General features: G+C 68.6%; 25 protein-coding genes, 1 tRNA gene and 1 rRNA gene. 17 read left to right on the top strand and 10 right to left on the bottom strand.

Features of this window, described 5'->3' with window-relative positions; translation table 11 throughout:
• The first annotated feature begins 136 nt into the window (after positions 1 to 136).
• Positions 137 to 877 (top strand): hypothetical protein, encoded by a 741-nt coding sequence (locus ABIA38_RS44625; RefSeq protein ID WP_424644790.1) that lies wholly within the window; start codon positions 137 to 139, stop codon positions 875 to 877.
• Positions 878 to 930: 53 nt separating this feature from the next.
• Here the strand turns inward: ABIA38_RS44625 and ABIA38_RS44630 are convergent, their stop codons facing one another.
• From ABIA38_RS44630 to ABIA38_RS44640, 3 genes are read right to left on the bottom strand one after another with little or no spacing between them, the layout of a single operon-like run.
• Complete coding sequence (locus tag ABIA38_RS44630; protein WP_424644791.1) at positions 931 to 1359, bottom strand: NUDIX domain-containing protein; 429 nt, start codon at positions 1357 to 1359, stop codon at positions 931 to 933.
• Positions 1360 to 1363: 4 nt separating this feature from the next.
• Entirely contained in the window at positions 1364 to 2116 is a 753-nt protein-coding gene (locus tag ABIA38_RS44635; protein WP_424644792.1) for a protein phosphatase 2C domain-containing protein, read from the bottom strand.
• Between the two features lie 12 nt (positions 2117 to 2128).
• Complete coding sequence (locus ABIA38_RS44640) at positions 2129 to 2896, bottom strand: GntR family transcriptional regulator (protein ID WP_424644793.1); 768 nt, start codon at positions 2894 to 2896, stop codon at positions 2129 to 2131.
• A 378-nt stretch (positions 2897 to 3274) separates the two neighbouring features.
• Here ABIA38_RS44640 and ABIA38_RS44645 point away from each other — a divergent pair, with 378 nt between their 5' ends.
• From ABIA38_RS44645 to ABIA38_RS44695, 11 genes are all read left to right on the top strand, one after another.
• A complete protein-coding gene (locus ABIA38_RS44645; protein WP_424644794.1) occupies positions 3275 to 3541 on the top strand; it encodes a hypothetical protein in 267 nt (88 codons plus the stop codon).
• Positions 3538 to 4905, top strand: coding sequence for a hypothetical protein (locus ABIA38_RS44650; protein WP_424644795.1), 1368 nt, complete (start codon positions 3538 to 3540; stop codon positions 4903 to 4905). The genes ABIA38_RS44645 and ABIA38_RS44650 overlap by 4 nt, the downstream gene beginning before the upstream one ends.
• On the top strand, positions 4905 to 5288 hold the full coding sequence (locus tag ABIA38_RS44655) for an RRQRL motif-containing zinc-binding protein (protein WP_424644796.1): 384 nt from the start codon (positions 4905 to 4907) through the stop codon (positions 5286 to 5288). The genes ABIA38_RS44650 and ABIA38_RS44655 overlap by 1 nt, the downstream gene beginning before the upstream one ends.
• Before the next feature lie 74 nt (positions 5289 to 5362).
• On the top strand, positions 5363 to 7582 hold the full coding sequence (locus ABIA38_RS44660; protein WP_424644797.1) for a cell division protein FtsK: 2220 nt from the start codon (positions 5363 to 5365) through the stop codon (positions 7580 to 7582).
• A gap of 141 nt (positions 7583 to 7723) precedes the next feature.
• Positions 7724 to 8005: a hypothetical protein gene (locus ABIA38_RS44665; RefSeq protein ID WP_424644798.1), complete on the top strand. Its 282-nt coding sequence runs from the start codon at positions 7724 to 7726 to the stop codon at positions 8003 to 8005.
• 32 nt (positions 8006 to 8037) lie between these two features.
• Positions 8038 to 8268 carry a hypothetical protein gene (locus ABIA38_RS44670; protein WP_424644799.1) on the top strand — a complete coding sequence of 77 codons (231 nt, stop codon included), beginning with the start codon at positions 8038 to 8040 and terminating at the stop codon, positions 8266 to 8268.
• A gap of 16 nt (positions 8269 to 8284) precedes the next feature.
• Positions 8285 to 8515 carry a hypothetical protein gene (locus ABIA38_RS44675; RefSeq protein WP_424644800.1) on the top strand — a complete coding sequence of 77 codons (231 nt, stop codon included), beginning with the start codon at positions 8285 to 8287 and terminating at the stop codon, positions 8513 to 8515.
• Between the two features lie 83 nt (positions 8516 to 8598).
• A complete protein-coding gene (locus ABIA38_RS44680) occupies positions 8599 to 9657 on the top strand; it encodes a bifunctional DNA primase/polymerase (protein WP_424644801.1) in 1059 nt (352 codons plus the stop codon).
• Positions 9654 to 10844, top strand: coding sequence for a DUF3631 domain-containing protein (locus ABIA38_RS44685; RefSeq protein WP_424644802.1), 1191 nt, complete (start codon positions 9654 to 9656; stop codon positions 10842 to 10844). Before ABIA38_RS44680 ends, ABIA38_RS44685 begins: the two co-directional genes overlap by 4 nt.
• Positions 10845 to 11106: 262 nt before the next feature.
• The gene (locus ABIA38_RS44690) at positions 11107 to 11322 is read left to right on the top strand and encodes a helix-turn-helix domain-containing protein (RefSeq protein ID WP_424644803.1); all 216 of its coding nucleotides are present in this window, start codon (positions 11107 to 11109) and stop codon (positions 11320 to 11322) included.
• An 86-nt stretch (positions 11323 to 11408) separates the two neighbouring features.
• A complete protein-coding gene (locus ABIA38_RS44695; protein WP_424644804.1) occupies positions 11409 to 12593 on the top strand; it encodes a tyrosine-type recombinase/integrase in 1185 nt (394 codons plus the stop codon).
• A 76-nt stretch (positions 12594 to 12669) separates the two neighbouring features.
• Here ABIA38_RS44695 and ABIA38_RS44700 read toward each other — a convergent pair.
• From ABIA38_RS44700 to ABIA38_RS44715, 4 genes are all read right to left on the bottom strand, one after another.
• A tRNA-Ser gene (locus ABIA38_RS44700) sits at positions 12670 to 12756 on the bottom strand.
• 10 nt (positions 12757 to 12766) lie between these two features.
• Positions 12767 to 13237 (bottom strand): tRNA adenosine(34) deaminase TadA, encoded by a 471-nt coding sequence (gene tadA / locus ABIA38_RS44705; protein ID WP_424644814.1) that lies wholly within the window; start codon positions 13235 to 13237, stop codon positions 12767 to 12769.
• A gap of 65 nt (positions 13238 to 13302) precedes the next feature.
• Positions 13303 to 13770 (bottom strand): tRNA adenosine deaminase-associated protein, encoded by a 468-nt coding sequence (locus ABIA38_RS44710; protein ID WP_424644805.1) that lies wholly within the window; start codon positions 13768 to 13770, stop codon positions 13303 to 13305.
• A gap of 125 nt (positions 13771 to 13895) precedes the next feature.
• The gene (locus tag ABIA38_RS44715; RefSeq protein ID WP_424644806.1) at positions 13896 to 14090 is read right to left on the bottom strand and encodes a hypothetical protein; all 195 of its coding nucleotides are present in this window, start codon (positions 14088 to 14090) and stop codon (positions 13896 to 13898) included.
• Positions 14091 to 14338: 248 nt separating this feature from the next.
• Here ABIA38_RS44715 and upp point away from each other — a divergent pair, with 248 nt between their 5' ends.
• The 4 genes from upp to ABIA38_RS44735 all read left to right on the top strand — a co-directional run bounded on the left by upp (position 14339) and on the right by ABIA38_RS44735 (position 17132).
• A complete protein-coding gene (gene upp / locus ABIA38_RS44720; RefSeq protein ID WP_424644807.1) occupies positions 14339 to 14980 on the top strand; it encodes a uracil phosphoribosyltransferase in 642 nt (213 codons plus the stop codon).
• 313 nt (positions 14981 to 15293) lie between these two features.
• On the top strand, positions 15294 to 15461 hold the full coding sequence (locus ABIA38_RS44725; RefSeq protein WP_424644808.1) for a hypothetical protein: 168 nt from the start codon (positions 15294 to 15296) through the stop codon (positions 15459 to 15461).
• A 22-nt stretch (positions 15462 to 15483) separates the two neighbouring features.
• Positions 15484 to 16002, top strand: a complete 519-nt coding sequence (locus ABIA38_RS44730) for a PH domain-containing protein (RefSeq protein ID WP_424644809.1) — start codon at positions 15484 to 15486, stop codon at positions 16000 to 16002.
• A gap of 248 nt (positions 16003 to 16250) precedes the next feature.
• Positions 16251 to 17132 carry a SigB/SigF/SigG family RNA polymerase sigma factor gene (locus tag ABIA38_RS44735; RefSeq protein ID WP_424644810.1) on the top strand — a complete coding sequence of 294 codons (882 nt, stop codon included), beginning with the start codon at positions 16251 to 16253 and terminating at the stop codon, positions 17130 to 17132.
• 99 nt (positions 17133 to 17231) lie between these two features.
• Here the strand turns inward: ABIA38_RS44735 and ABIA38_RS44740 are convergent, their stop codons facing one another.
• Positions 17232 to 18392, bottom strand: coding sequence for a tyrosine-protein phosphatase (locus tag ABIA38_RS44740; protein WP_424644811.1), 1161 nt, complete (start codon positions 18390 to 18392; stop codon positions 17232 to 17234).
• A gap of 539 nt (positions 18393 to 18931) precedes the next feature.
• On the opposite strand from ABIA38_RS44740, the gene ABIA38_RS44745 reads away from it, so the two are divergent.
• On the top strand, positions 18932 to 20731 hold the full coding sequence (locus ABIA38_RS44745; RefSeq protein WP_424644812.1) for a protein phosphatase 2C domain-containing protein: 1800 nt from the start codon (positions 18932 to 18934) through the stop codon (positions 20729 to 20731).
• Between the two features lie 57 nt (positions 20732 to 20788).
• Here the strand turns inward: ABIA38_RS44745 and ABIA38_RS44750 are convergent, their stop codons facing one another.
• Both ABIA38_RS44750 and rrf read right to left on the bottom strand, forming a co-directional pair.
• On the bottom strand, positions 20789 to 20971 hold the full coding sequence (locus tag ABIA38_RS44750) for a hypothetical protein (protein ID WP_424644813.1): 183 nt from the start codon (positions 20969 to 20971) through the stop codon (positions 20789 to 20791).
• 72 nt (positions 20972 to 21043) lie between these two features.
• Positions 21044 to 21136: ribosomal RNA gene (gene rrf / locus ABIA38_RS44755) — 5S ribosomal RNA — on the bottom strand; the annotation flags it as partial.

A 21136-nucleotide genomic window follows, 5' to 3' on the forward strand; every position in this document is an offset into this window, starting at 1 on the left:
GATACGAGGTCAAGGCCTCTCACTTCGGTGCGTTCGTCAGCATCGCCTCCGCACTCATCTGCTACCGGCGATACGCCAAATGAGACCACTTCTAAATACCCGACGCGCCCCTCAGGCCCCCAGCTATCCTTGCGGGGTGACAAAGAAAGCTAACAAATGGTGGCTCGACAACGATTTGAGCGAAGTTTTCGTCGATGGACTTAGTCGACTGGGGACTGGCGCTACCGACCTGGAGTTAATTGCGCGTTCCGATAAATCATTCGAGCACGCAGAGTACCGTCTTGATAACCATCAGAACGAGTATGACCGGATTGATGCAGTACTAGCCCTCAAGCGGGCCATGGATACGCGCCTTGGGCACTTGGATTCAATCTACGGATTCGCCCAGCACCCGACCGCAAAGAGTCATGGATGGCTGGCATTACTAGAAAGCTGGGGGTTTATCAAACAACGAACCTTGCGACGTCTGCGACGTCTGCGAAATTCGGTTGAGCATGATGGCGCACCACCACCAACCGTTGATGAGTGCGATGACTACCGCGAGGTCATGTGGTGGTTTCTCAAGGGGACATCCGGCCTGCTAGCCCCTGTCAGTGAATTTGACTTCGGATTCGAGAAAGGGCGCGGCTCTTGCAATATTTCATACAATCCACTCAGCGCCACTCTCACAGCGTCACTTCTACCCGAGCAGTTCTCAGACAGTCCGCTACCCGACTGGATTGAATTGGAGACTTTACCTGCGCTCGCCTTGGTTCACCAAGGGGCGCAAACACCGGTGAAGGTTCCAGCCGAAGGAACTTACTACGTATGTGCCAGGATAACGGACTGGGCATCCGTACAACCTTTTTTGATGATCGCAATGGCAGAAATCCAGTAGGACACAGACAGATCTCATACCGGCGTCGCTAATGTCGACCGTCCGCCAATGAATCAAATTAACCGTTTTCCGTCATGAGCACGGATCATCGGCGCATTCCCCTCCGTAAGCGCATCCGTCAATCTAATGACAAACGTTTCGGACACGAATTCATGCAGTTCCGCACGGTGGGCCCATCGGAAGTCAGTCACTTCGTCGTTCAGGGCGAGGGTGCCACCAACGTTTCGGCAGCGGAAGACCAGAGCCACCACTCCCAGCGTCATGTTCTTGTAGACGCCGGTGAGAGCGAGCGGCTCGACTTCCAGACCTGTTTCCTCCCACATTTCACGCACAAGACCTTCGGCAATGGTCTCGTGCAGCTCAAGAACCCCACCGGGCGCCTGCCATTCGCCATTGTCTCGACGCTTCGTGAGTAGGCAGCGCCCGACGTCATCGACAATGACGCCAGCCACGCTCACTGAATGCTGTGCGGGAGTCGTCATAGCCCTAAGCTCCGAAATGCGTGCAATATGCGACGGTCGCGTCGTCGTGGGCCTTGCCCCTGAACTTTCCCGCTGGCGTCTGCTGCTCAGCTTCCCGGACGGCTGTAACAACGGCGGAAGGCCCGGCCGTCTCCAGTTCGTCTAGGAGCTGGCTCCACCCCCATTCGTACCGCTCGACAAGGCGCGACAGCCCGTCTGTCATGAGCGCGACACGGTGTACGTCTGGCGTGGGAAAGGAACCTGTAACCGCGTGCTTGGCCGCTTCCGGCTTTGTGCTCGCGACCCAAAAGCCGCCCGGCTGGTTCCGGACCTCTTGGAGGATTTCGCGCGTGTACCCCGGGAGATGGGCGGTTGCGTCGTCGTTGATCGGGTGGACATCGCCGGACGTCGTCTCGATCACGATCGGGGAGTCACAGAGCACGAGATAGTCGACCAGGCCGCCACGACTGCGGATCAGGGCGACGGTGGTGGACGGGCTGTTCGGGTTGGACAGGTCGCACATATCGGCGTGAAGGTCGCAGACGGCGGCGATGCCGTCGGCAAGGATCTCGCTGAGCGGTGCGCCGTCGTCCGTGATGAGCCGGGCCGAGAGTTGTGCGGCTAGCCGGCTCACCACCCACGGGACGTCGTGGATGCAACCGGTGTCCAGGCCGTTCGCGGTCGCGCCGTCGAGCACGATGACGAATCGTTCGCTGGCCACGACGTAGTCGTCATTGATGCCGCCGGGGGACGGCTCACTGATGTGGCTGACCTGCAAGGTTCTTCCCGTCTACTCGGGTGCGGCGAATTCGTAGCAGAACACGTGGCTGTCTCCGGAGACCACGGACTCAAGCACTTCGAGCGGTCCGCTCGCCCCGAAGGCGATGCGCCGCAGCTCGGCGACGGGCGTCCCGGGAGTGAGCCGCAGCCCCTGCACCTCGGTCGGCGTCGGCATCCGGATTCGGATCTCTTCCCGGAAGCGCTCAAGGGTGAGCCCCTTCTCTTCCAGCCGGGCATAGCTTCCGCCCGGCCCGGTGTCCGGCGTCCGGATCGCCGTGTCCTCAACGGTGTCGAGACGGTAGTAGCTGTCGGCAAGCTGGGTCGGCGTGTCGCCTACCCAATTGCGACGTCGGCGCACGAAGACGGTGGCGCCCGGATCCACGCCAAGCCACTCGGCGACCCACTCGGGTGCCAGCACGTCGGCAAGCTCAAGAACCTCTTGCCCCCACTTCAGACCCTGCCGCTCGATCTCGGCCTCGAAGGCCGACTTGCCCTCGGCGCGGGTCTGGCGCGAGAAGCGGTGAGACCCGAGCCGGATGGTGGGCGGCTGCCGCTTTACATAGACGCCCTTCCCCCTCTCGGCGACCACTAGGCCCTCTTCCTTCAGGAGCCGCACGGCCTGACGAGCCGTGGCCGGTGCCGTCCCGAAGCGTCCTACCAGCATCTTTTCCGAAGGAAGCGCGTCACCGGGCGCCAAGCGCCCGCTCGTGATCTCTTCCCTGAGCTCGTCAGCAATCTGCCGCGACGGAGAGCGCGGGTCAGTCGGATCAATGGCCATGCACGCCATCTTAGGCGACTTCACTAGTGAGGTATTGCAGTCTTGCACTCCGTGGCGCTACTGTCACACCACTGCCTCACTAGTGAAGCAGTGAGGCACAGAACTATGCACGTCAAATCCATGCGACCTGCCAGGGAAGACGGCTTCGGCCGTACGCCCGTAAGCGCCGGGACAGCTCGGTCCTTGAGAACTCAACAGAGTGACGAACGAGATCGAAACGAGTGCTTTTGGTCCTCGGCGCGCGGCATCACGCGTGCGTCGGGGGCCACGGCCACTCGTCTCCGAAGACGAGGCACACCGATGTGTGCCGGGGCGCCCGACGACTTGGCGGAAGGCGGGCGCCCCGTGGGTCGCAACTCCGATGTGGGGAGTACGACCGTGAGAACCATTGTGAACGGCCGTCTGGCCGTGACGAGCTTCGAGTTCACCGAGTTGGCGCTTGGCGTCGAACCGGAACTGTTCATGGGTGTGGACGGGGAGTCCGCCGAAGACCGGGCCGCTCGCGTCGATGCCGCGCACGACATCCTGACCGCGTTGCGGCGTGAGGACCCCGAGTTGGCCGCCTACGCCGAGCAGCTGCTCAGCGAGTCGGCGACCGTCTGCATCCTGCCGCGCCGTTTCGTGGCGAGGCGGTGGGCAGCATGACCGACACCGTCTATTCGACGCGGGCTGGCCGACAGCTCGACAAGGCCAAGGTCGCCGAAGCGCAGGCCGCCGCGCAGGCCAAGCAAGCCGAATCCGCTCTTGCCCAGGCCGAAGCCGCCGCGCGGATCGCCGCCGTTCAGCGCGACGCCGAGCGGGCCGAGCGTGCGGGCGCCGAGCAGGACAAGGCGTCCGCCCGTGCGGAGCGCAACCGCAGGTGGCGCAAGCGGTTCGAGGCGGTGCTTGCTCGGCGCGACTTCGTGATGGTGACCGCCATCATGGTCGCGTCGGTGGGCACGGCGTGGCCCGCCCAGATGTCGTTCTATCTCGCGCTCGGGATGAATCCCGCGCTTGCCGTGCTGGTCACGTCGATGTCCGAGGGTGCCGCGTGGGCCGGGGCGGCGATGGCCTCCCGGGCGATCGAGGACGGTCGCCCCGCCGGGCTGTACCGGGTGATCACATGGGGTTCGGCGCTCGCCGCCGCAGTACTGAACGTCGCCCACACGATCCACCGGAGCGTGCCGCTCGCCATCGTGCTGGGGATCGCGTCGATGCTCGGCGTGCTGCTGTGGGAGTCCTACGCGCACAGTCGGACCGAGCACACGAGCGGGAAGACCGGCGCGCAACTGCGGGCCGAGCTGTACCGCTCGGCTCGGTTCCGCCGGGTGAGTCGGCGCATGCGCGGCCTGCTCGCCTCCGTGCCCGGTCTGACGGAGGATGCGGCGTGGATCATCGCGTGGCGAGCGATCCACGGTGCCGACCCCGGGGTGACCCGCCGGACGCTCAAGCGTCACCACAAGGCCGCCAAGCGGGTGCGCGAACTGCTCGCCAAGGCACCCGAGTCGACGGCCGAGCCGGTTGCGCTTTCAGTGGTCCAGACGCCGACCGCGACGCTCGCGGACGTCGCCCCGGGTGGGTCCGTGCTCGACTCCGATGAGGCCGTCCGGGACGCGCTCATCCTCGCGTTCGACTCCGCGCGGCCGGTCGCCGAACTGCTCGGCAAGGTCCGCTCGACTGCCCCGACTCACGCGGAGCAGTCGACCCCTGATCAGCATATTTCATCACAAAACGACAAGGCCGAATCGGGTGCGAGTCGGTCGACCGGTGCGCGTCCGCGCAGGTCGACCGGCAAGGTCCCGACGGCGGCGAAGGCGACGGGGCGAACGCGCTCGACTGATGAACTGCTCGCTGAGGCACGTAGGTTGACCGCCGGGTGGCCGGTCGACCGACTGACCGGTGAGGCGGTCCGCAAGGCGGTGCGCACGTCGTCGGCAAACGGTCGGACGTTGCGGGATGCGCTGCTCGCCGAGCGCACCGCTGCCGGGCTTCACTTGGTGGTCGACCCCGACGCTGCGGCCGAAAGCTGATGGCCCGGTTCCGCGCACGCTTCTGGGATCCGACCGGCGCCCGCTACGGCACACCCACCTACCCGTGGCGGGCCGCACCCGACGGGCTGATGACCCGCCGACAGCTCCGCGCCGAAGGGCTTCGGCCCGGCGGTCAGGAGCTGGCCGCGCAACTGATGTGGCAGTCCCGGGCGCGTGGTCTGCGGGTGGCGTACCTGTATCGCGTCGACCGCGCGCGCCCCGTGCGGCCGATGACCGTCGGTCGTTACCGGGCGCTCGCCGCCGCGATGCGCGCCCGCCGCACCTGCCCCCACTGCCGCATCGAGCAGACCTATGTGATCTCCGTCCGGCTCGGCGCGTGCGTGCCGTGCGCGGACGGCTTCGAGTACAGCGCCACCGCTTGATCGTGCGGGCACCGGCTCTCGCCTGGCAGCTTTCGCCGGTGCCCGCTCTCCACTCTTAAGAGGAGAGGTTCAGCATGACGCACGACACCTTCGACGGTCCCGACTTCGAGGACCACGAACCCGACCGCGACGACGACACCCCGCCCGGCGGCGAGGTGATCCCGTTCCCGCGTGAGATCGCCGTCGACCCCGACGCCGAGATCCACCACGACCCCACCGACGCCGACGACGCCGAGCACGACACCGGCGACCCGGTGCCCGTCGACCCGCCGGACCGGTCGCAGCCCACGTGGAGCGAATCGGTCCGTGGCGAACAGCGCCGGGACGTTCTCCCCGAGTGGCTGCGCTCGCGCGACGCCTTGCGCGAGCAGACGCGGTGGGTGCTCGACCACTACAAGCACGTGTTCGCGTTCCACGCGGTGCGCACCCCGGTGTACGCCGGGACGCTCGCGCTGCGCTCCCCGCTCGGCGCGGCCCGGCTGGTGGGTGGTGCGCTGCGTTGGGTCTCCGACGCCGACGGGCGCCCGGTCCGCGCCGAAGCAGTCCGCAAGGCCGACGCGAGCGAATACCTCAAGCTCGCCAAGCACCGCGACGGAAAAGTGAAGTTGCGCGGGACCATCCTTACCGCGGCTGTCCTCGCCGCCGGGCTGCTGCTCACCGCGTTGCTACTCGCCGGGCCGACCTGGGCAATCGTCGTCACGCTCATAGGTGTGATCGCCGGTCTCGGGTGGGCGGGCGCGCCGGATGATCGGCCGGTGATCGGCCCGGCGGTGGTCAAGCCGCAGGCCGAGAAGCTGTCGAGCGGCATGGTCCTGCGGGCACTCGGCGCGCTCGGCATCGCCGAGATCAACAAGGCCGTGGCCAAGGGCTGGGGGCCGCGTGCGTTCGTCGCCCCGATCACCCGTGACGGGCCTGGGTGGCGCGCGGACATCGACCTGCCGTACGGCGTGACCGCCGTCGACATCATCGAGCGCCGCGACCGCCTCGCGTCCGGCCTGCGCCGCCCGATGGGCTGCGTGTGGCCCGAACCCGCGCACGACCAGCACGCCGGACGCCTCGTGCTGTGGGTCGGCGACCAGGACATGTCGCAGGCCACGCCCGCCGTGTGGCCGCTCGCCGCATCGGGCGCGACCTCGTTGTTCAAGCCGATCCCGTTCGGCGCGGACCAACGCGGACGCACCATCGCGTTCACACTGATGTTCGCCAACCTGCTCATCGGCGCCATGCCCCGGTTCGGGAAGACGTTCGCGCTGCGGGTGGTGCTGCTCGCCGCCGCGTTGGACGTGCTCGCCGAGCTGCACGTGTGGGAACTCAAGGGCACCGGCGACCTGTCCGCGCTGGAAAAGGTCGCCCAGACCTACGGGTCCGGTCCGGACGACGAGACCCTTGAACGGTGCGTGGAGAACCTGCGGTACGTGTACAAGGAGCTTGAGCGCCGGGCGAAGGTGATCCGGGGCATTCCCAAGGACGTCTGCCCCGAGAACAAGGTCACCCCGGAGCTGTCCGCGCGGAAGTCCCTCAAGCTCCATCCGCTGGTGTTCGCGATCGACGAATGCCAAGAGCTGTTCTCCCACCCGAAGTTCGGCGCGGAAGCCGAGACCCTGTCCGTGGCGATCATCAAGCGCGGACCCGCGCTCGGCGTCATGCTCGTGCTCGCCACCCAGCGCCCGGACAAGGACTCGCTCCCCACCGGGGTGTCCGCGAACGTCGGCATCCGGTTCTGCCTGCGGGTCATGGGCCAGACCGAGAACGACATGGTGTTGGGAACGTCGGCCTACAAGAACGGCCTGCGCGCGACGACGTTCACCGCGAACGACAAGGGCATCGGCTACCTCGTGGGCCACGCCACCGAGGCCCAGATCACGCGCTCCTGCTACATCGACGGACCGGCTGCAGAGCTGATCTGCGAACGCGCCCGCGCCGCACGCATCACCGCCGGAACCCTCGCCGGGTACGCCATCGGAGAGACCGGCGACTCCGAACGCGTACCGGCTCACGACCTGCTCGGCGACATCCTCGCGGTCGTCGGACCGAACGAGTCGAAGGTGTGGAACGACGTGGTGGTCGACCGGCTCGCCGAGTTGCGGCCGGACGTCTACGGTCCGTGGGCCACGCTCGACGTCAAGTCCAAGCCCGCGCAACTGACCACCGCGCTCAAGCCGTTCGGCGTCGCCACCGGTCAGGTCTGGGGCACCACGACCGAGGGCGCCAAGGGCGCGAACCGGCGCGGCATCACCCGGGACGACATCGCCGCCGCTGTCACGAAGCGTGACGGAAATCGCGCCGGGGACTGACCCGGATTCGTCGCTAGGTCTAGCGGGCGCGCCTGCTAGACCTAGCGACCCCGCTAGCGATCCATCCCCGCACTGACCAGAGCACTAGTCCCTAGCACCGCCATGCCCGGAACCAGCGAAAACCCCTCTGGGAGGCACTTCGTGACCCTCACGATGCTCGTCGCGGCGGCCATCGCCGCCTTCGCTCTCGGTTACAGCCTGTTGTGCTTCGTCTCGCCGTTCGGCCCGTGCCGACGCTGCGAGGGCACCGGCAACCACATCTCGTGGTGGGACAAGCACCGCGCCCGCACCGCACCGGCCGCCAAGCCGAAGCGGCGGATCCGCAAGCCCTGCCGTCGCTGCAAGGGCACCGGCGCCCGGCTGCGGATCGGTCGCCGCATCCACAACCACGCACGTCGGCTCCGCGCCGACGGCACCCGCTGAACCGCGCTCCGACCACCCGCCAGGAGACCGACATGACCACCCTCGCCGCCGGTGGGTCCACCGTCACCATCGGCCTGCCCCTGATTCTCCTGCTCGCCGCCTTCGGCCTGCTCGCCAACAACAAGGCCCCGAAGCTCGCCGGGTTCTGCCTGTTCGTCGCCGGAATCAACCTCTCCGGGACCGCGTTCGCCGCCTCGCTCAGCAACTCCACCGGAACGTTCGTCGCGGGCGCCGTCGACGCGTTCGCCTCCGCCATCGGCTGAACGGAGACCACACCGCATGCGCATCCGCCGCTGGTTCATCTACCGCGCCCACCGCGCCGTCCATATCGAACGCGGCGCCAACCCGCGCTGCACCGACTGCTTCGGCGAGGGCGGGTGGTGGGAAGGCAGCGCAGCCCACCCCGAAGAACCCGACATGGTCGCGTGCCCGTGCAACGACGGCCCGCGCATCCGCATCCGCTACGGCCGTCGCCCGAAGTGGACGTACAGCACCGAACCGCCGTTCTAGCCCCGCCCCGGGGCGACCGCCTTCCGGCAAGTCGCCGGTCGCCCCGGGCTCCCACACCCAACAGGAAGTAGGAGACACCCAGCATGACCCATGCCCACTCGAACCGTCCCCTTCCCCGCCCACCGAGCAAGCCCGCTGCGGTGTGCTCGCGTTGGAAGGCCGACCCGTGCCCGGCGACCGAGGGAGTACGCCGCTACATGCACGGCTACTTCTGCCCCACCCACGCACCCGACTCCGGCCCGGCCCGGCGGGAAGCGCGGCCGTCCGCGCCCGTCGACAACCCGCTGAAGGCCACCGCGCTCATGCTCGCCACGCGCGGTTGGAGCGTCTTCCCCATCACGCCCGGCAGCAAGAAGCCGCCCATGGTGCGCGACTGGGAACACCGGGCGACCACCGACCCGGACCGCATCGCACGCTGCTGGGACCACGGCCGGTACAACGTCGGAATCGCCACCGGCCCGTCCGGGCTGGTCGTGGTCGACCTCGACAAGCCCAAGTCCGACACCGACACCCCACCCGCCGAGTGGGCCGAGCAGGAAGCCGCCGACGGTTTCGACGTGCTCTACCTGCTCGCCGCCAAGGCCGAACAGTCCTACCCCAGCGACACGTTCACCGTCGCCACCGCGAGCAGCGGCCAACACCTGTACTTCCTCGCACCCGACGGAATCGAGCTGCGCAACAGCACCGGCAAACTCGGGTGGAAGATCGACACCCGCGCGCACGGTGGTTACGTCGTCGCCCCCGGAAGCATCACCGGCGCCGCCTCGTACCGCATCCTCAACGACACCCCACCCGCGCCGCTCCCGTCGTGGCTGCTCGAACGCCTGCGGCCCGCGCCGATCGCGCGCGGGCCGGCGGCGATCCCGCTCGCCCGCAACGCGTCCGGGTACGCCGCTGCCGCATTGCGCAACGAGAGCGCGAACGTCGCGAACGCACCCGAAGGCCTGCGCAACGCGACGCTCGTACGGGCCGCGCGGGCGCTCGGCCGGTTCGTGGCGTCCGGCGACCTGCCGCGCGGTGAGGTCGAAGACGCTCTTAAGGCGGGGGCATCGGGGGCCGGCCTGACCGAGCGAGAGAGCGTCCCTGCCATCACCAGCGCACTGAACTGGTCGATCGCCCACAACGTCACGAGGGCCGCATGAGCCTCCAGACCACCCCCCTTAAGAGCAACCCGTCCGTTCCCGAACCGGGAGGCGAGGGAGCGGCGTTGCTGGACGAAGTCGAGGCGTTCCACCGGCGGTTCAACGTGTTCCCGGTCGAAGCGGCGTTCGTCGCCGTAGCGTTGTGGGACGCTCACGCGCACCTGCTGGAGTGCTTCGACTCCACGCCGCGCATCGCGTTCCTCTCTCCCGAACCGGGCAGCGGGAAGACCCGCGCTCTGGAGATCGTGGAAACGCTCGTGCCCAGCCCGATGCCCGCCGTCAACGCGTCCGCCGCAGCGCTCTTCCGCGCCGTATCGGCCGGGGAGAGCAAGCCGACCATCCTGTTCGACGAGATCGACACCGTGTTCGGCCCCAAAGCCGGGGACAACGAGGAACTACGCGGCTGGATCAACGCCGGACACCGACGCTCCGGCGTCACCTACCGGTGCGTGGGCGACGGGTCGAATCAGACCGTGGTCGCGTTCCCCTCGTACTGCGCGGTCGCCGTCGCCGGGCTCGGCTCCCTGCCGGACACGATCCTGACTCGCTCGGTCATCGTGCGCATGCGCCGCCGCGCACCGAACGAGCACGTCACCCCGTTCCGGGCACGCATCCACACGCCCGAGGGCAACGCACTGCGCGACCGGCTCGCCAAGTGGGCGGACACCGTGCGCGAACAGGTCTCCGGGGCGTGGCCGGCGCTGCCGGACGGGGTGACCGACCGGCCCGCCGACGTGTGGGAACCCCTGCTCGCGGTTGCCGATGCCGTCGGCGGTCACTGGCCCGAACGCGCCCGCAAGGCATGCGTCGAACTGGTCGAAGCATCCAAGGCCAACGACAAGGGCTCCCTCGGAATCCGGCTGCTGACCGACCTGCGCGACCACGTGTTCAACGGTGCCGATCGCGTGCCCACCGTCGCCATCCTCGCCGGGCTCAACGCCAAGGACGACGCACCCTGGGGCGACCTCAACGGCAAGCCGTTGGACTCACGCGGTCTGGCTCGATGGCTGCGCGACTACGTCACGGCCGACAACACCCCGATCGTCGCCCGGAACATCAAGACCGCTTCGGGATCCGTGGTCAAGGGCTACTACGCGGCCGACCTCCACGACGCGTGGACGCGCTACTGCCCCCCACCCCCCGAAAGTCCGCTACTTCCGCTACCCGACCCGCATAACCACGCCTGACCAGCGGAAACGAGGTAGCGGATGGGACCGGATTCGTCCGCTACCCATCCGCTACCTACCCGCCATCCGCTACCACCCGACCGGCCCGGGTAGCGGATGTATCCGCTACCGCTACCTCATCCGCTACCGAAAACAGGGCTCTGACCTGCGCGGTAGCGGAGGTAGCGGAAGTAGCGCACTTCTGAGGACAGGGCCGGAGCGCGGACCTACCGCGCCGGCTCTGCCCCACCAATCCCACCCGCCGCTTGGCTCTGGAGCCGCCATGTCCACCCACGCTGCCCCGCCCCAGAACTTCGTTTTCACGGTCGAAGAGGCTGCTCTCTTCCTGAAGCTCGGTCGCACGACGGTGTATCGGCTCATCGGCACCGGCGAACTCAAGTCCGTGACCATCGGCCGCTCGCGACGCGTGCCCCTCGAAGCGCTGACTGCCTACGTCCACGACCTCATGAACCAGGCCGACCAGTCGGCCGCAGCTTGACCGGGGGACACATGACTGCCAAGAAGCGGCGCCCGAATGGCGCTTCGACCATCTACCAGGACAAGGAAGGTACGTGGCATGGTCGCGTGACCGTGGGTACGAAGGACGACGGGTCGCCCGACCGCAGGCACGTGCGCGGGCAGACGCAAGGTGTCGTCATCGACAAGGTGCGCAAGCTGGAGAACCTGCGGGACGCGGGCAACGTGCCCAAGCCCGGGAAGCCGTGGACCGTGAAGCTCTGGCTGACGCACTGGGTCGAGCACATCTCGGCGCCGTCGGTCGGGGTGAACACAATCGCCGGGTACCGGGTCGCGGTCTACCACCACCTGATCCCGGGTCTCGGCGCGCACCGCCTGGACAAGCTCACCCCGGAACACCTGGAACGCTTCTACGCCAAGATGGAGAAGAACGGCAGCGCGCCCGCGACCGCGCACCAGGCTCATCGCACCATCCGGACCGCGCTCAACGTCGCCGTCCGGCGCGGGCATCTCGCACGCAACCCGGCGTTTCTGGCCAACGCACCGCGACTCACGGACGACGAAGACAACGAGGTGGAACCGTACTCCGTCGAGGAGATCGGCCGCATCCTCTACGTCGCGAAGCAGCAACGAAATGGCGCCCGTTGGGCGATCGCACTCGCGTTGGGCCTACGCCAGGGCGAAGCGCTCGGCCTGCAATGGGCTCACGTCGACCTCGACAACGGCCTGATGCGGGTACGCCGGAACCGGCTCCGTCCGAAGTACCGGCATGGCTGTGATGAGGAGTCCTGCGGGCGAAAGTACGCGGGCTACTGCCCGGAGCGAGTACCGATCCGACCCGAGACGAAGAGCACGAAGTCGCGCGCCGGAAGGCGAGTGATCGCAATCCCGGATGCGCTGCTCGCGATCCTGAAGGAGCACAAAGAGGAGCAGGAGCGCGAACGTGCCATTGCCGCACAGCTATGGCACGAGGGCGACTGGGTGTTCGCGACCGAGACCGGGCAGGCCACGAACCCCCGCACCGACTACAGCCACTGGAAGCGACTGCTGACGGAGGCCGGCGTTCGGGACGGTCCCCTGCACCTCGCTCGGCACACGGCGGGCACCGTGTTGCTGCTACTTCGGGTGCCCGGTCGTGTGGTGATGGCCATCATGGGCTGGTCGAGCGAGGCAATGCTCCGCAGGTATCAGCACCCGGTCGAGCAAATCCTGAAGGACACGGCCCGGCAGGTGGACGGCCTGCTTTGGGCACCGCTCGGCGGCAACGCGCAAGACGCCGGAAAGGTCAACTGAGACCAAAACTGAGACCGGAACGACTCAGGGCATCTACTCACGTGAGTAGATGCCCTGGGTCTGTCCTGCTCAAGAGCGGTAGCGGTGGGATTTGAACCCACGGATAGCTTGCACCATCACACGCTTTCGAGGCGTGCTCCTTAGGCCACTCGGACACGCTACCGAGAGAGAGCTTACCGGATGCCGGGGTGTGCTTCGTAACCGGTTTCCGGGGTGCGGGTGTGCGTGAAGAAGTCACGCAGGACGGCGGTGCAGTCGGCCGCCGCGACGCCACCGACGACCTCCGGGCGGTGGTTGAGGCCGCGGTCGCGCAGCACGTCCCACAGCGAGCCCGCGGCGCCGGCCTTGGCATCCCAGGCGCCGAAGACCACCCGGTCCACTCGGGCCAGCACGATGGCGCCGGCGCACATCGTGCACGGCTCCAGGGTGACCACCAGCGTGCAGCCGGACAGCCGCCACTCCCCGACCGCCTTGGCCGCCTCGCGCAGCGCGACGATCTCCGCGTGCGCCGTCGGGTCGCCGTGCGCCTCACGTTCGTTGCGACCGCGGCCGAGCACCGCGCCGTCCGGGCCGAGCACCACGCACCCCACCGGTACGTCTCCCGTGTCGACGGCCAGGGCCGCCTCGGCCAGCGCCAGTCGCATCGCCGGTTCGTACCGGCGCAACGCGGGCACGACCCGGGGCTCGGGCACCGGTGGGGGCATCGTGCTCAGCGGACCGTCTCCAACTCGTCCGCGCAGCCCAGCTGTTCCGCTATCACCGCGATGGCGTCGGCGGGCAACCCCGCCTCGCCCGCGAGGTCGGCGAGCAACTGGGCCGACACCCCCAGGTCGACGAGCACCGTCTCGTCGCCGGCCGGACCGGGCGGCAACACGGCCTCGTCGTCCTCCTCGAGACCGTCCAGCACGTCGGCCGTCAGCAACGCGTCCGCGTAGGCGCTGCGGGAGACCGCGGCCACGTCGGAGACGTAGATGCGCGGATCCTCCTCACCGTCCACCCGGACGACGGCGAACCAGGTGTCCTCCTGTTCGACGAACAGCAGGACCGGTTCGTCGTCCACCGCCGCCGACCGTGCCAGCGCGGTCATCCCCGCCGAGTCCTCGACATCGTCGAGGTCGGCTTCACGGGCCTCCCACTGCTCGTCTGTACGTACGAGCACTGCGGCGAAGTACGCCACGGGACTCTCCAAGATCGTTCGCTTCGGCGTTGTCTCTCGCATCGTGGCAGATACCGGACCACGACGACGGGAATTGGCGCACGTTGACGAACAAGGTCGCCATGACGACCGCGGCCTGCCCGATTTCAGTAACGGAACGTACGCATCCGCATCATCTGCCGTAGCCGCTCGTTCCGCACGCGTCGCGGCTGGATGCGGGCCCGCAACTCGCGCGCCTCGGCCAGTTCGCGCAGGAAGAGGGTGCGTCGACGGCGGCGCGCCGCCTCGTCCTCGCGGCGCTGGGCCGCCGTCGTTCGAGGTTCCCGACTCTCCATCACCATGCCCCTGGACTCGAAAGGCCGTCGCAACCGACGTTGCAGTGGTTCCCGGGACACGCCTGCTCAGTCATCGCACCGACGGACCATGCCGGATACAGGTCGACAAATCGGTGCAACGACCATAAAACACGCGACATTCCCGCAAACACCCGGGTCGACTCCCGCGCCGGGCCGACGAATGCTCCCGAACACGTCCCGAACCCGACAACCCCGCAGGGTCGCCGGCCCCGTCGGCCGACTAATGTCGCAACATGCGGATTCACGTCGTCGACCATCCTCTGGTGGCCCACAAGCTCTCCACCCTGCGCGACCGGCGCACGGACTCGCCCACGTTCCGGAGGCTCGCCGACGAACTCGTCACGCTGCTCGCCTACGAGGCCACCCGCGAGGTACGGGTGGACCCGGTGGCGATCAGTACGCCGGTCAGCGAGACCACCGGCGTCAAGCTGTCCTACCCGCGCCCGCTGGTGGTCCCGATCCTGCGCGCCGGCCTGGGCATGCTCGACGGCATGGTGCGCCTGCTCCCGACGGCCGAGGTCGGCTTCCTCGGCATGATCCGCAACGAGGACACCCTCGAGCCGTCGACCTACGCCACCCGGATGCCCGAGGACCTCAGCGGTCGCCAGGCCTACGTGCTCGACCCGATGCTGGCCACCGGCGGCACCCTGATCGCGGCCACCAAGCTGCTCCTGGCCCGCGGCGCGCTCGACGTGACCGCGATCTGCCTGCTCGCCGCCCCCGAGGGGGTCGAGGTGATGCAGGAGGCATTCAAGGACACCGACGCCAAGGTCACCGTGGTCACCGCCTCGATCGACGAGCGGCTCAACGAGCACGGCTACATCGTCCCGGGCCTCGGCGACGCCGGCGACCGCCTCTACGGCACGGCCGGCTGACCGGCGCTCACCCACCGCATCCGACCGGCGGGGTCACGATCCGGGCAACGAAGCCCCTTACGGGACCAAGGCCCCGCCTCGTCAGGCCGAACGCCGGATGCGCGGCCGCACTCCCCGGCGCATGCTGGAAGTGTGCCCGGGGCTGGGCAGGAGCCCCGCAGGCACCCCGGGACTGTTTGCCGATGCTGCGAAGGTACGACCCACCTTTGCTCCGGCGGGGGTCCCACAGGGGAGAGAGAGTGACCGGTCCCCCCGCGGTCGCTCCCTCTCCCCTATTGTTTCTCCCCGATACCTCATTCGGGGAGGCGGGGAGATGCAGGCGCAGACCAAACGGCTCCTGACGCTGCTCCTGATCGTTTTCGTCATCTACACGATCATCGCCACGCCCGAAAAGGCCTCGGACCTGGTCGCGCAGTGGTTCCAGGCAGTGTCGTCCGCCGCCAGGTGGTGCGGCGATCAGATACGCAGGCTCACGGGCTGACGGCGTGCGGCGAGCGGCGAGGGTGGAGCCGGGCGACGGCTCCACCGTCGATCCACACACGATCCGCAGGTATCTGCTGCCCAGCGAGACCTGCGCGGTGGCGGTGCGCCGGCACTGGGCGATCATCCTGCGCCCGCTGACCACGACCGCTCTCGGACTGGCCTTCCTCGGCCTGCTGATCTGGTACTTCCCGGCCGCGAACCTGGCCGTGCACTACGGCGCCTGGCCGCTCGGGGCGGTGTTGCTGCTGTGGTGCGCGGGTCACGTACTCGCCTGGCGCAACGACTACTTCATCGTCACCGACAAGCGGATCGTCCTGGCCACCGGGTTGCTCGCCCGGCGGGTCGACATGTTGCCGCTGGCCGTGGTGACCGACATGAGCTATCGGCGCACCCCGGGCGGGCGAATACTCGGCCACGGAACGTTCGTGATGGAGTCGGCGGACCAGGACCAACCGCTCAAGGAGGTCGGTTTCGTCCCCCGACCCGACGCGGTCTACCTCAAGGTATGCGATCAGCTGTTCGGTCCGAGTGTCGATTAGTCGGTACGACCGGCGAGTAATACGAAACGGCTGGTAAAACCTCGAATTTTCTTTGCGGTGATTCGCGGCTTTCGTACTGTCGACATGCCGCTAGATACACCCGCATCACCTGACAAATCGGGGATGTCGCAAGGGGTTTGGGGCGGTTACCCGCACCGGTAAGGGGCTACCGAACGACGGCTGCCGTTCCACCATGGCCGGCAGCGGCCAGGTTCCGCTCCAGGACCGACGAGGAGGTGGGCTCTCCAGTGCTGCTGCGAGATGCGTCCCACGAGGGCACAGCCGGCTCGACCGCCGACCGCGCCGCGCCCGCGCGCCTTCCCCGGACCGGCGTCCCCCGCGCCCGCGCGGTCAGGGGTTCCGGCACCGACACCCCCCAGGACACGCGCACGCTGTCCCGAACCCTCCTGCTCCGCCTCACCGATGTCGTCGAGGGATCGCCCGAGCACGCGTACGTGCGCAGCACCCTGGTCGAGCTGAACCTGCCACTGGTGCGCTTCGCGGCCAACCGCTTCCGCAGTCGCACGGACCAGTACGAGGACGTGCTCCAGGTGGGCACCATCGGGCTGATCAAGGCCATCGACCGCTTCGACCCGCACCGCGGCGTCGAGTTCCCCACCTACGCCGTGCCGACCATCATCGGCGAGATCAAGCGGTTCTTCCGGGACACCTCGTGGAGCGTGCGGGTGCCGCGCCGGCTCCAGGAGTTGCGTCTGGCACTGGCCGAGGCGACCGAGCAGTTCAACCACAAGTACGACCGGGCGCCGACCGTGGTCGAACTCGCCAAGCACCTGAACCTGACGGTCGAGGAGATCCTGGAGGGCATGGAGGCGGCCAACGCCTACTCGCCCGCGTCGCTGGACGCGCACGATCTGGACGACGACCGGGACAACGCGCTGATCGCCCGACTCGGCCAGGAGGACGAGGCACTCGACGGCGTCGAGTATCGCGAGGCGCTGCGGCCGTTGTTGGCCCGGATGAGTCCGCGCGACCGGCAGATCATCATGCTGCGCTTCTTCGGCAACATGACGCAGTCGCAGATCGGCGAACGGCTCGGCATCTCGCAGATGCACGTGTCGCGGCTGCTGGCCCGCGCGCTGGCCCGGCTGCGCGCCGATCTGTCCGCCTGATCGGGGCGGGCCGGACTCCCCTCGACCGCTGCCCGGCAAGGCCCCTGACGGATCATCAGTGGTCTTGCCGGGCGGCAGATCGAGGTCGGGCGAGCCGGCTCAGAAGGTGAGCAGCCGCGCCCGGAGCCGGAGTTCGGTGAGCGGGTCGATATTCAGGCCGGTGCGCAGGTAGTCGTCGAACGAGCCGTACTTCGTCCGCACCTCGGCGAACGCCGTGTCCAGGTACGACTTCTGCACGTAGAGCAGCGGATCCATCAGACTCGGGTTCTGCATCAGACCGGCGGCCTTGAGTCCGGCCTTGGTGGCCTCGTTGCGGGTCCGCAGGTTGTCGTTGCTGGCCAGGTAGTCGCCGTAGACGGTGGCGTCGTCCACACCCAGCGCCTTGAGGATGATCGCGCTCATCCAGCCGGTACGGTCCTTGCCCGCCGTGCAGTTGTAGATCACCGACTTGCCGTCCGCGAGGTCCCGCAGCACGGTGGTGAACTGCGCGCGCTGGGCCGGGTCGTCGACGAAGCCCCGGTAGATGTTCTCCAGCGCCGCGGCGGCCTTGCCGTCGCCGAGCAGTTCCTGCTGTTTGATCGGGTCCCGGCTGCCCACCGCGGCGTTGGTGATGGCGGTCAGGTTGCCGTCGGCGATCGTCAGGTTCTTGATCGGTGTGCCGGCGGGCACCTTGTCGACGCCGTTGGCGGCGATCTCGGTGTCGGTACGGAAGTCCGCCGCCTCGTCCAGGCCGAGGCCGCCGAGCCTGGCCACGTCCGCGTCGGTCAGCTTGCCGAGCGCGTCGGTGCGGAACACCTGCCCGTACTTGACGGCCAGGCCCCACTCGGTGCGGTAGCCGCCGAGGTCGCGGGCGTTCGGCGCGCTCTGCAGGCCGAGCGATCGCGGCGCGGTGACCACGCCGACGAACGGGCCGGCCGGGGTGACGTTGAAGTACCAGCGCTTGGCCGGGTCCAGGCCGGACACGGTCAGCGTGTCGCCGTCGGTGGTGCCGACGAGCTTGGTGAAGTGGTCCACGTCGGTGGAGGCGTAGACGCGCATCGGGCCGGGCCAACGATCGGTCCAGGTGATCGTGTACGTGCCGGCCGAGTCGGCCACGGCCGACGCACTGGTGACGATCCCGAGGCCACCGCGGGCCGAGACGTTCGCGTCGCCGCCGGCCGCGGCGGCCGAGGCCGGGGACGCGGAGACCGCGACGGAGCCGCCGAGCGTGAGCGCCGCCGTGACGGCGAGGGTCGCGAGGCGGGTGGTGCGTATGCGCATGCGGTTGTGCTCCCGAGGAGGAAGTGTTCCTGAGCGCGCGGGAACGACCCGGAAAACAACCGGTCGTTGCTACCGCGCGGCGGGCACCACTGTAGTGACGACCGGGTGTCTACTCCAGACGCCACCGTATGGAAAGACGATTCGATCGCTCCGTCAACGCTCGACTCCGCCCGACCGACCGCCTCCCGCTCGCCAACCAGTCGTATTTCCGGGATGCTTCGGCGACCCGATCGCACAAATACGGCCGAAGCCCGACATCCGGCGGTCCGGTCGGGAACGTCGGCGCCGGGCTCGGGAGTTTCCCTGATACGCCGTCAAATAGGTACCGAGCACCGGGATTCCGGGTAGGAGCCCGCCATCCGCACGGTAGTGGGGCGGCCCTGGGGCAAAGTGGGGGACCAACGCGCGCGCGTGCGCACCCGGGCACGGGCCGTGCACGCTATACCTGTTGATACCTGTCGCACGGGTGGGGGGACGTACGCCCACCGGCGACACGACGGGACCGGCTCGCCGGCCGGCCCGACGCGAAGGAGGAAGCCGTGCCGGACGGTACCAGCAAGCGCCACACCCCCGGCGATGGTTCGCCGGCCGAGCCCATCCCGCGAGCACAGGGCCCACGACGCCCCGGCCCGACGGGTCGTGAACGTCCCGATCCCGAATACGACCGTCGACCGGATCCCGACTACGACTACGACCGGCGGCCGGGCCCGGCGTACGACCGGGAGGGCGAGGTCGCCCCGGGGCCCATGGGCTTCACCGACCCGGCTCCGGACCAGGGCGGTCGCCGCTCCGGCCGGGCCCGCCGGGTGGCGAACTGGTTCGGTTTCGGCGCACCCCCAGAGGAGGACGAGCCGGATCCGTACGACCGCCGACCCGGCTTCGGACGTCGCGATCCGTACGAGGCCGACGCCGGGGTCTACGACTACGGGCGCGACCAGGACGCCGGATACGACGCCGACTACGACGCGGCACCGCCCACCCCGTCGGGACGCACCCGGCGACGCACCGGCTCCTCGCACTGGGAAGACGTCATGCTCGGCTCGTCCCCGTCACCGGGCACGCCGATGTCGGACAGCATTCCCGGCGACACGATGCCGCCGGACCGCCTGCACCGCGACCCGCAGGGCGTACTCCCGCCCTCGCGCGGCACCTCCCGCCCGGGACGCCGCGAGGACCCGACGCCGAGGTGGCGGCCCGAGGACGACATCGAACCCGCCGATCCGATGGATCCGGTCGATCCGCTCGACCCCGGACCGAGCCCGGCGGCCGAACGCCGCCCGAACTACCCACCGATTCCCGGCCGTAGGCCCGCGCCCGCGGCGGAGTCCGATCGCTCGGTGGCCCTCGAATCGGCGTCCGGGCTCGACGACGAGGCCGAGAACCGACGCCGCGATCACGGCCCCGACCCGGCGGCCGACGGCGACGACCCGGGCACCTCGTTCGTCCCCGTAACGGCCGAGCCTCGGGAGCCCTACCGCTCGGACCGCTCGGAGGCGGCGGACCACCCGGTGGACGAAGTACCTCGAAGGATGTTGCGCATGTTGCCACCACCCGCGCTCGCCGACGGCGGCGGCATGGTCGTCGACGGCGGCCGATTGGGCCGGCTGAACGTACGCGCCGCCGGCGTGCGGGGCGAACTGCACCAGCAGCAGGGCCTGCCTCGGCAGAACTGCTTCGCGGTCGGCCCCGATCCGAGCGCCCGCTGGACGATCGCGATCGTCTGCGACGGCGTCGACAACGCACACGCGTCCGAACTCGCCGCGCAGATCGCGGTCCGCAGCGCCTATCGCACGGTGGCCCGGATGGTCTCGCGCGAGCGGCACGAGAACTGGGACTGGGCCGGCGTGCAGACCGAGGTCGAGGAGGACCTGCGCGCGCGCCTGGCCGCCACCGCCGACCGGGCACACGAGTTGGGCCGCTCCGAACCCGCCACTCGCTTGGCGATATTGGTTACCGCCGCGGATCCCCTGGAGGACGACCGGGTGGACATGGCCGTACTCGGCGACAGCACCGTGCTACGCCTGGCCCAGGGTGGTTGGCGTGCGCCACTGGGCATCCGGGACACATCGGTGGAGACCGCACCGGCGGCGATCCCCGACCAGGCCGGGGACGAACAGCTGCGCATCTGCCGGACCACCTGGCGGCCGACCGACGTGCTGGTCATGATGACCGGCGGTTTCGCCGAGGCACTCGGGCAGCCGACAGCCGGACTCGCGCCACGTCTCGCCGAGGATTGGCGGACTCCCCCGTCGCTCTTCGACTATCTGCGCGATGTGGACGAGGGTCTGCGCCTGCGCGAGGACGACGGCTGCGTCGTCGCGCTGTGGCCGTCGCCCTGAACCGACCGAAACACCGCGGGCGGGACCCCGAGGAATTGGGGCCCGCCCGTTGGTACGTCAGCTGACGGCAATAAGTACGGCCACGGCGACCACGATGACCGCGATCACGACTCCGGCGATCAGCAATACCGGCGGGGTGCTGCGCCGAACGGGCTCGCCAGGGGCCGCAGGGCGGTCCTCGGCGACGAAAGCCCGGAACATCTGAGTGCTGGCTGCGGGATCCATCTCGTTGTCAGGCATGCGCAAGACGATACCGCACCGGAAAACGCAAAAGGCCCGCCCCCGAAAAGGGGCGGGCCTTCCACACAAAGATTCCGGCGGCGTCCTACTCTCCCACACCCCTTCGAGTGCAGTACCATCGGCGCTGGAGAGCTTAGCTTCCGGGTTCGGAATGAGACCGGGCGT

Source organism: Embleya sp. AB8 (assembly GCF_049739465.1).
Classification (GTDB): domain Bacteria; phylum Actinomycetota; class Actinomycetes; order Streptomycetales; family Streptomycetaceae; genus Embleya.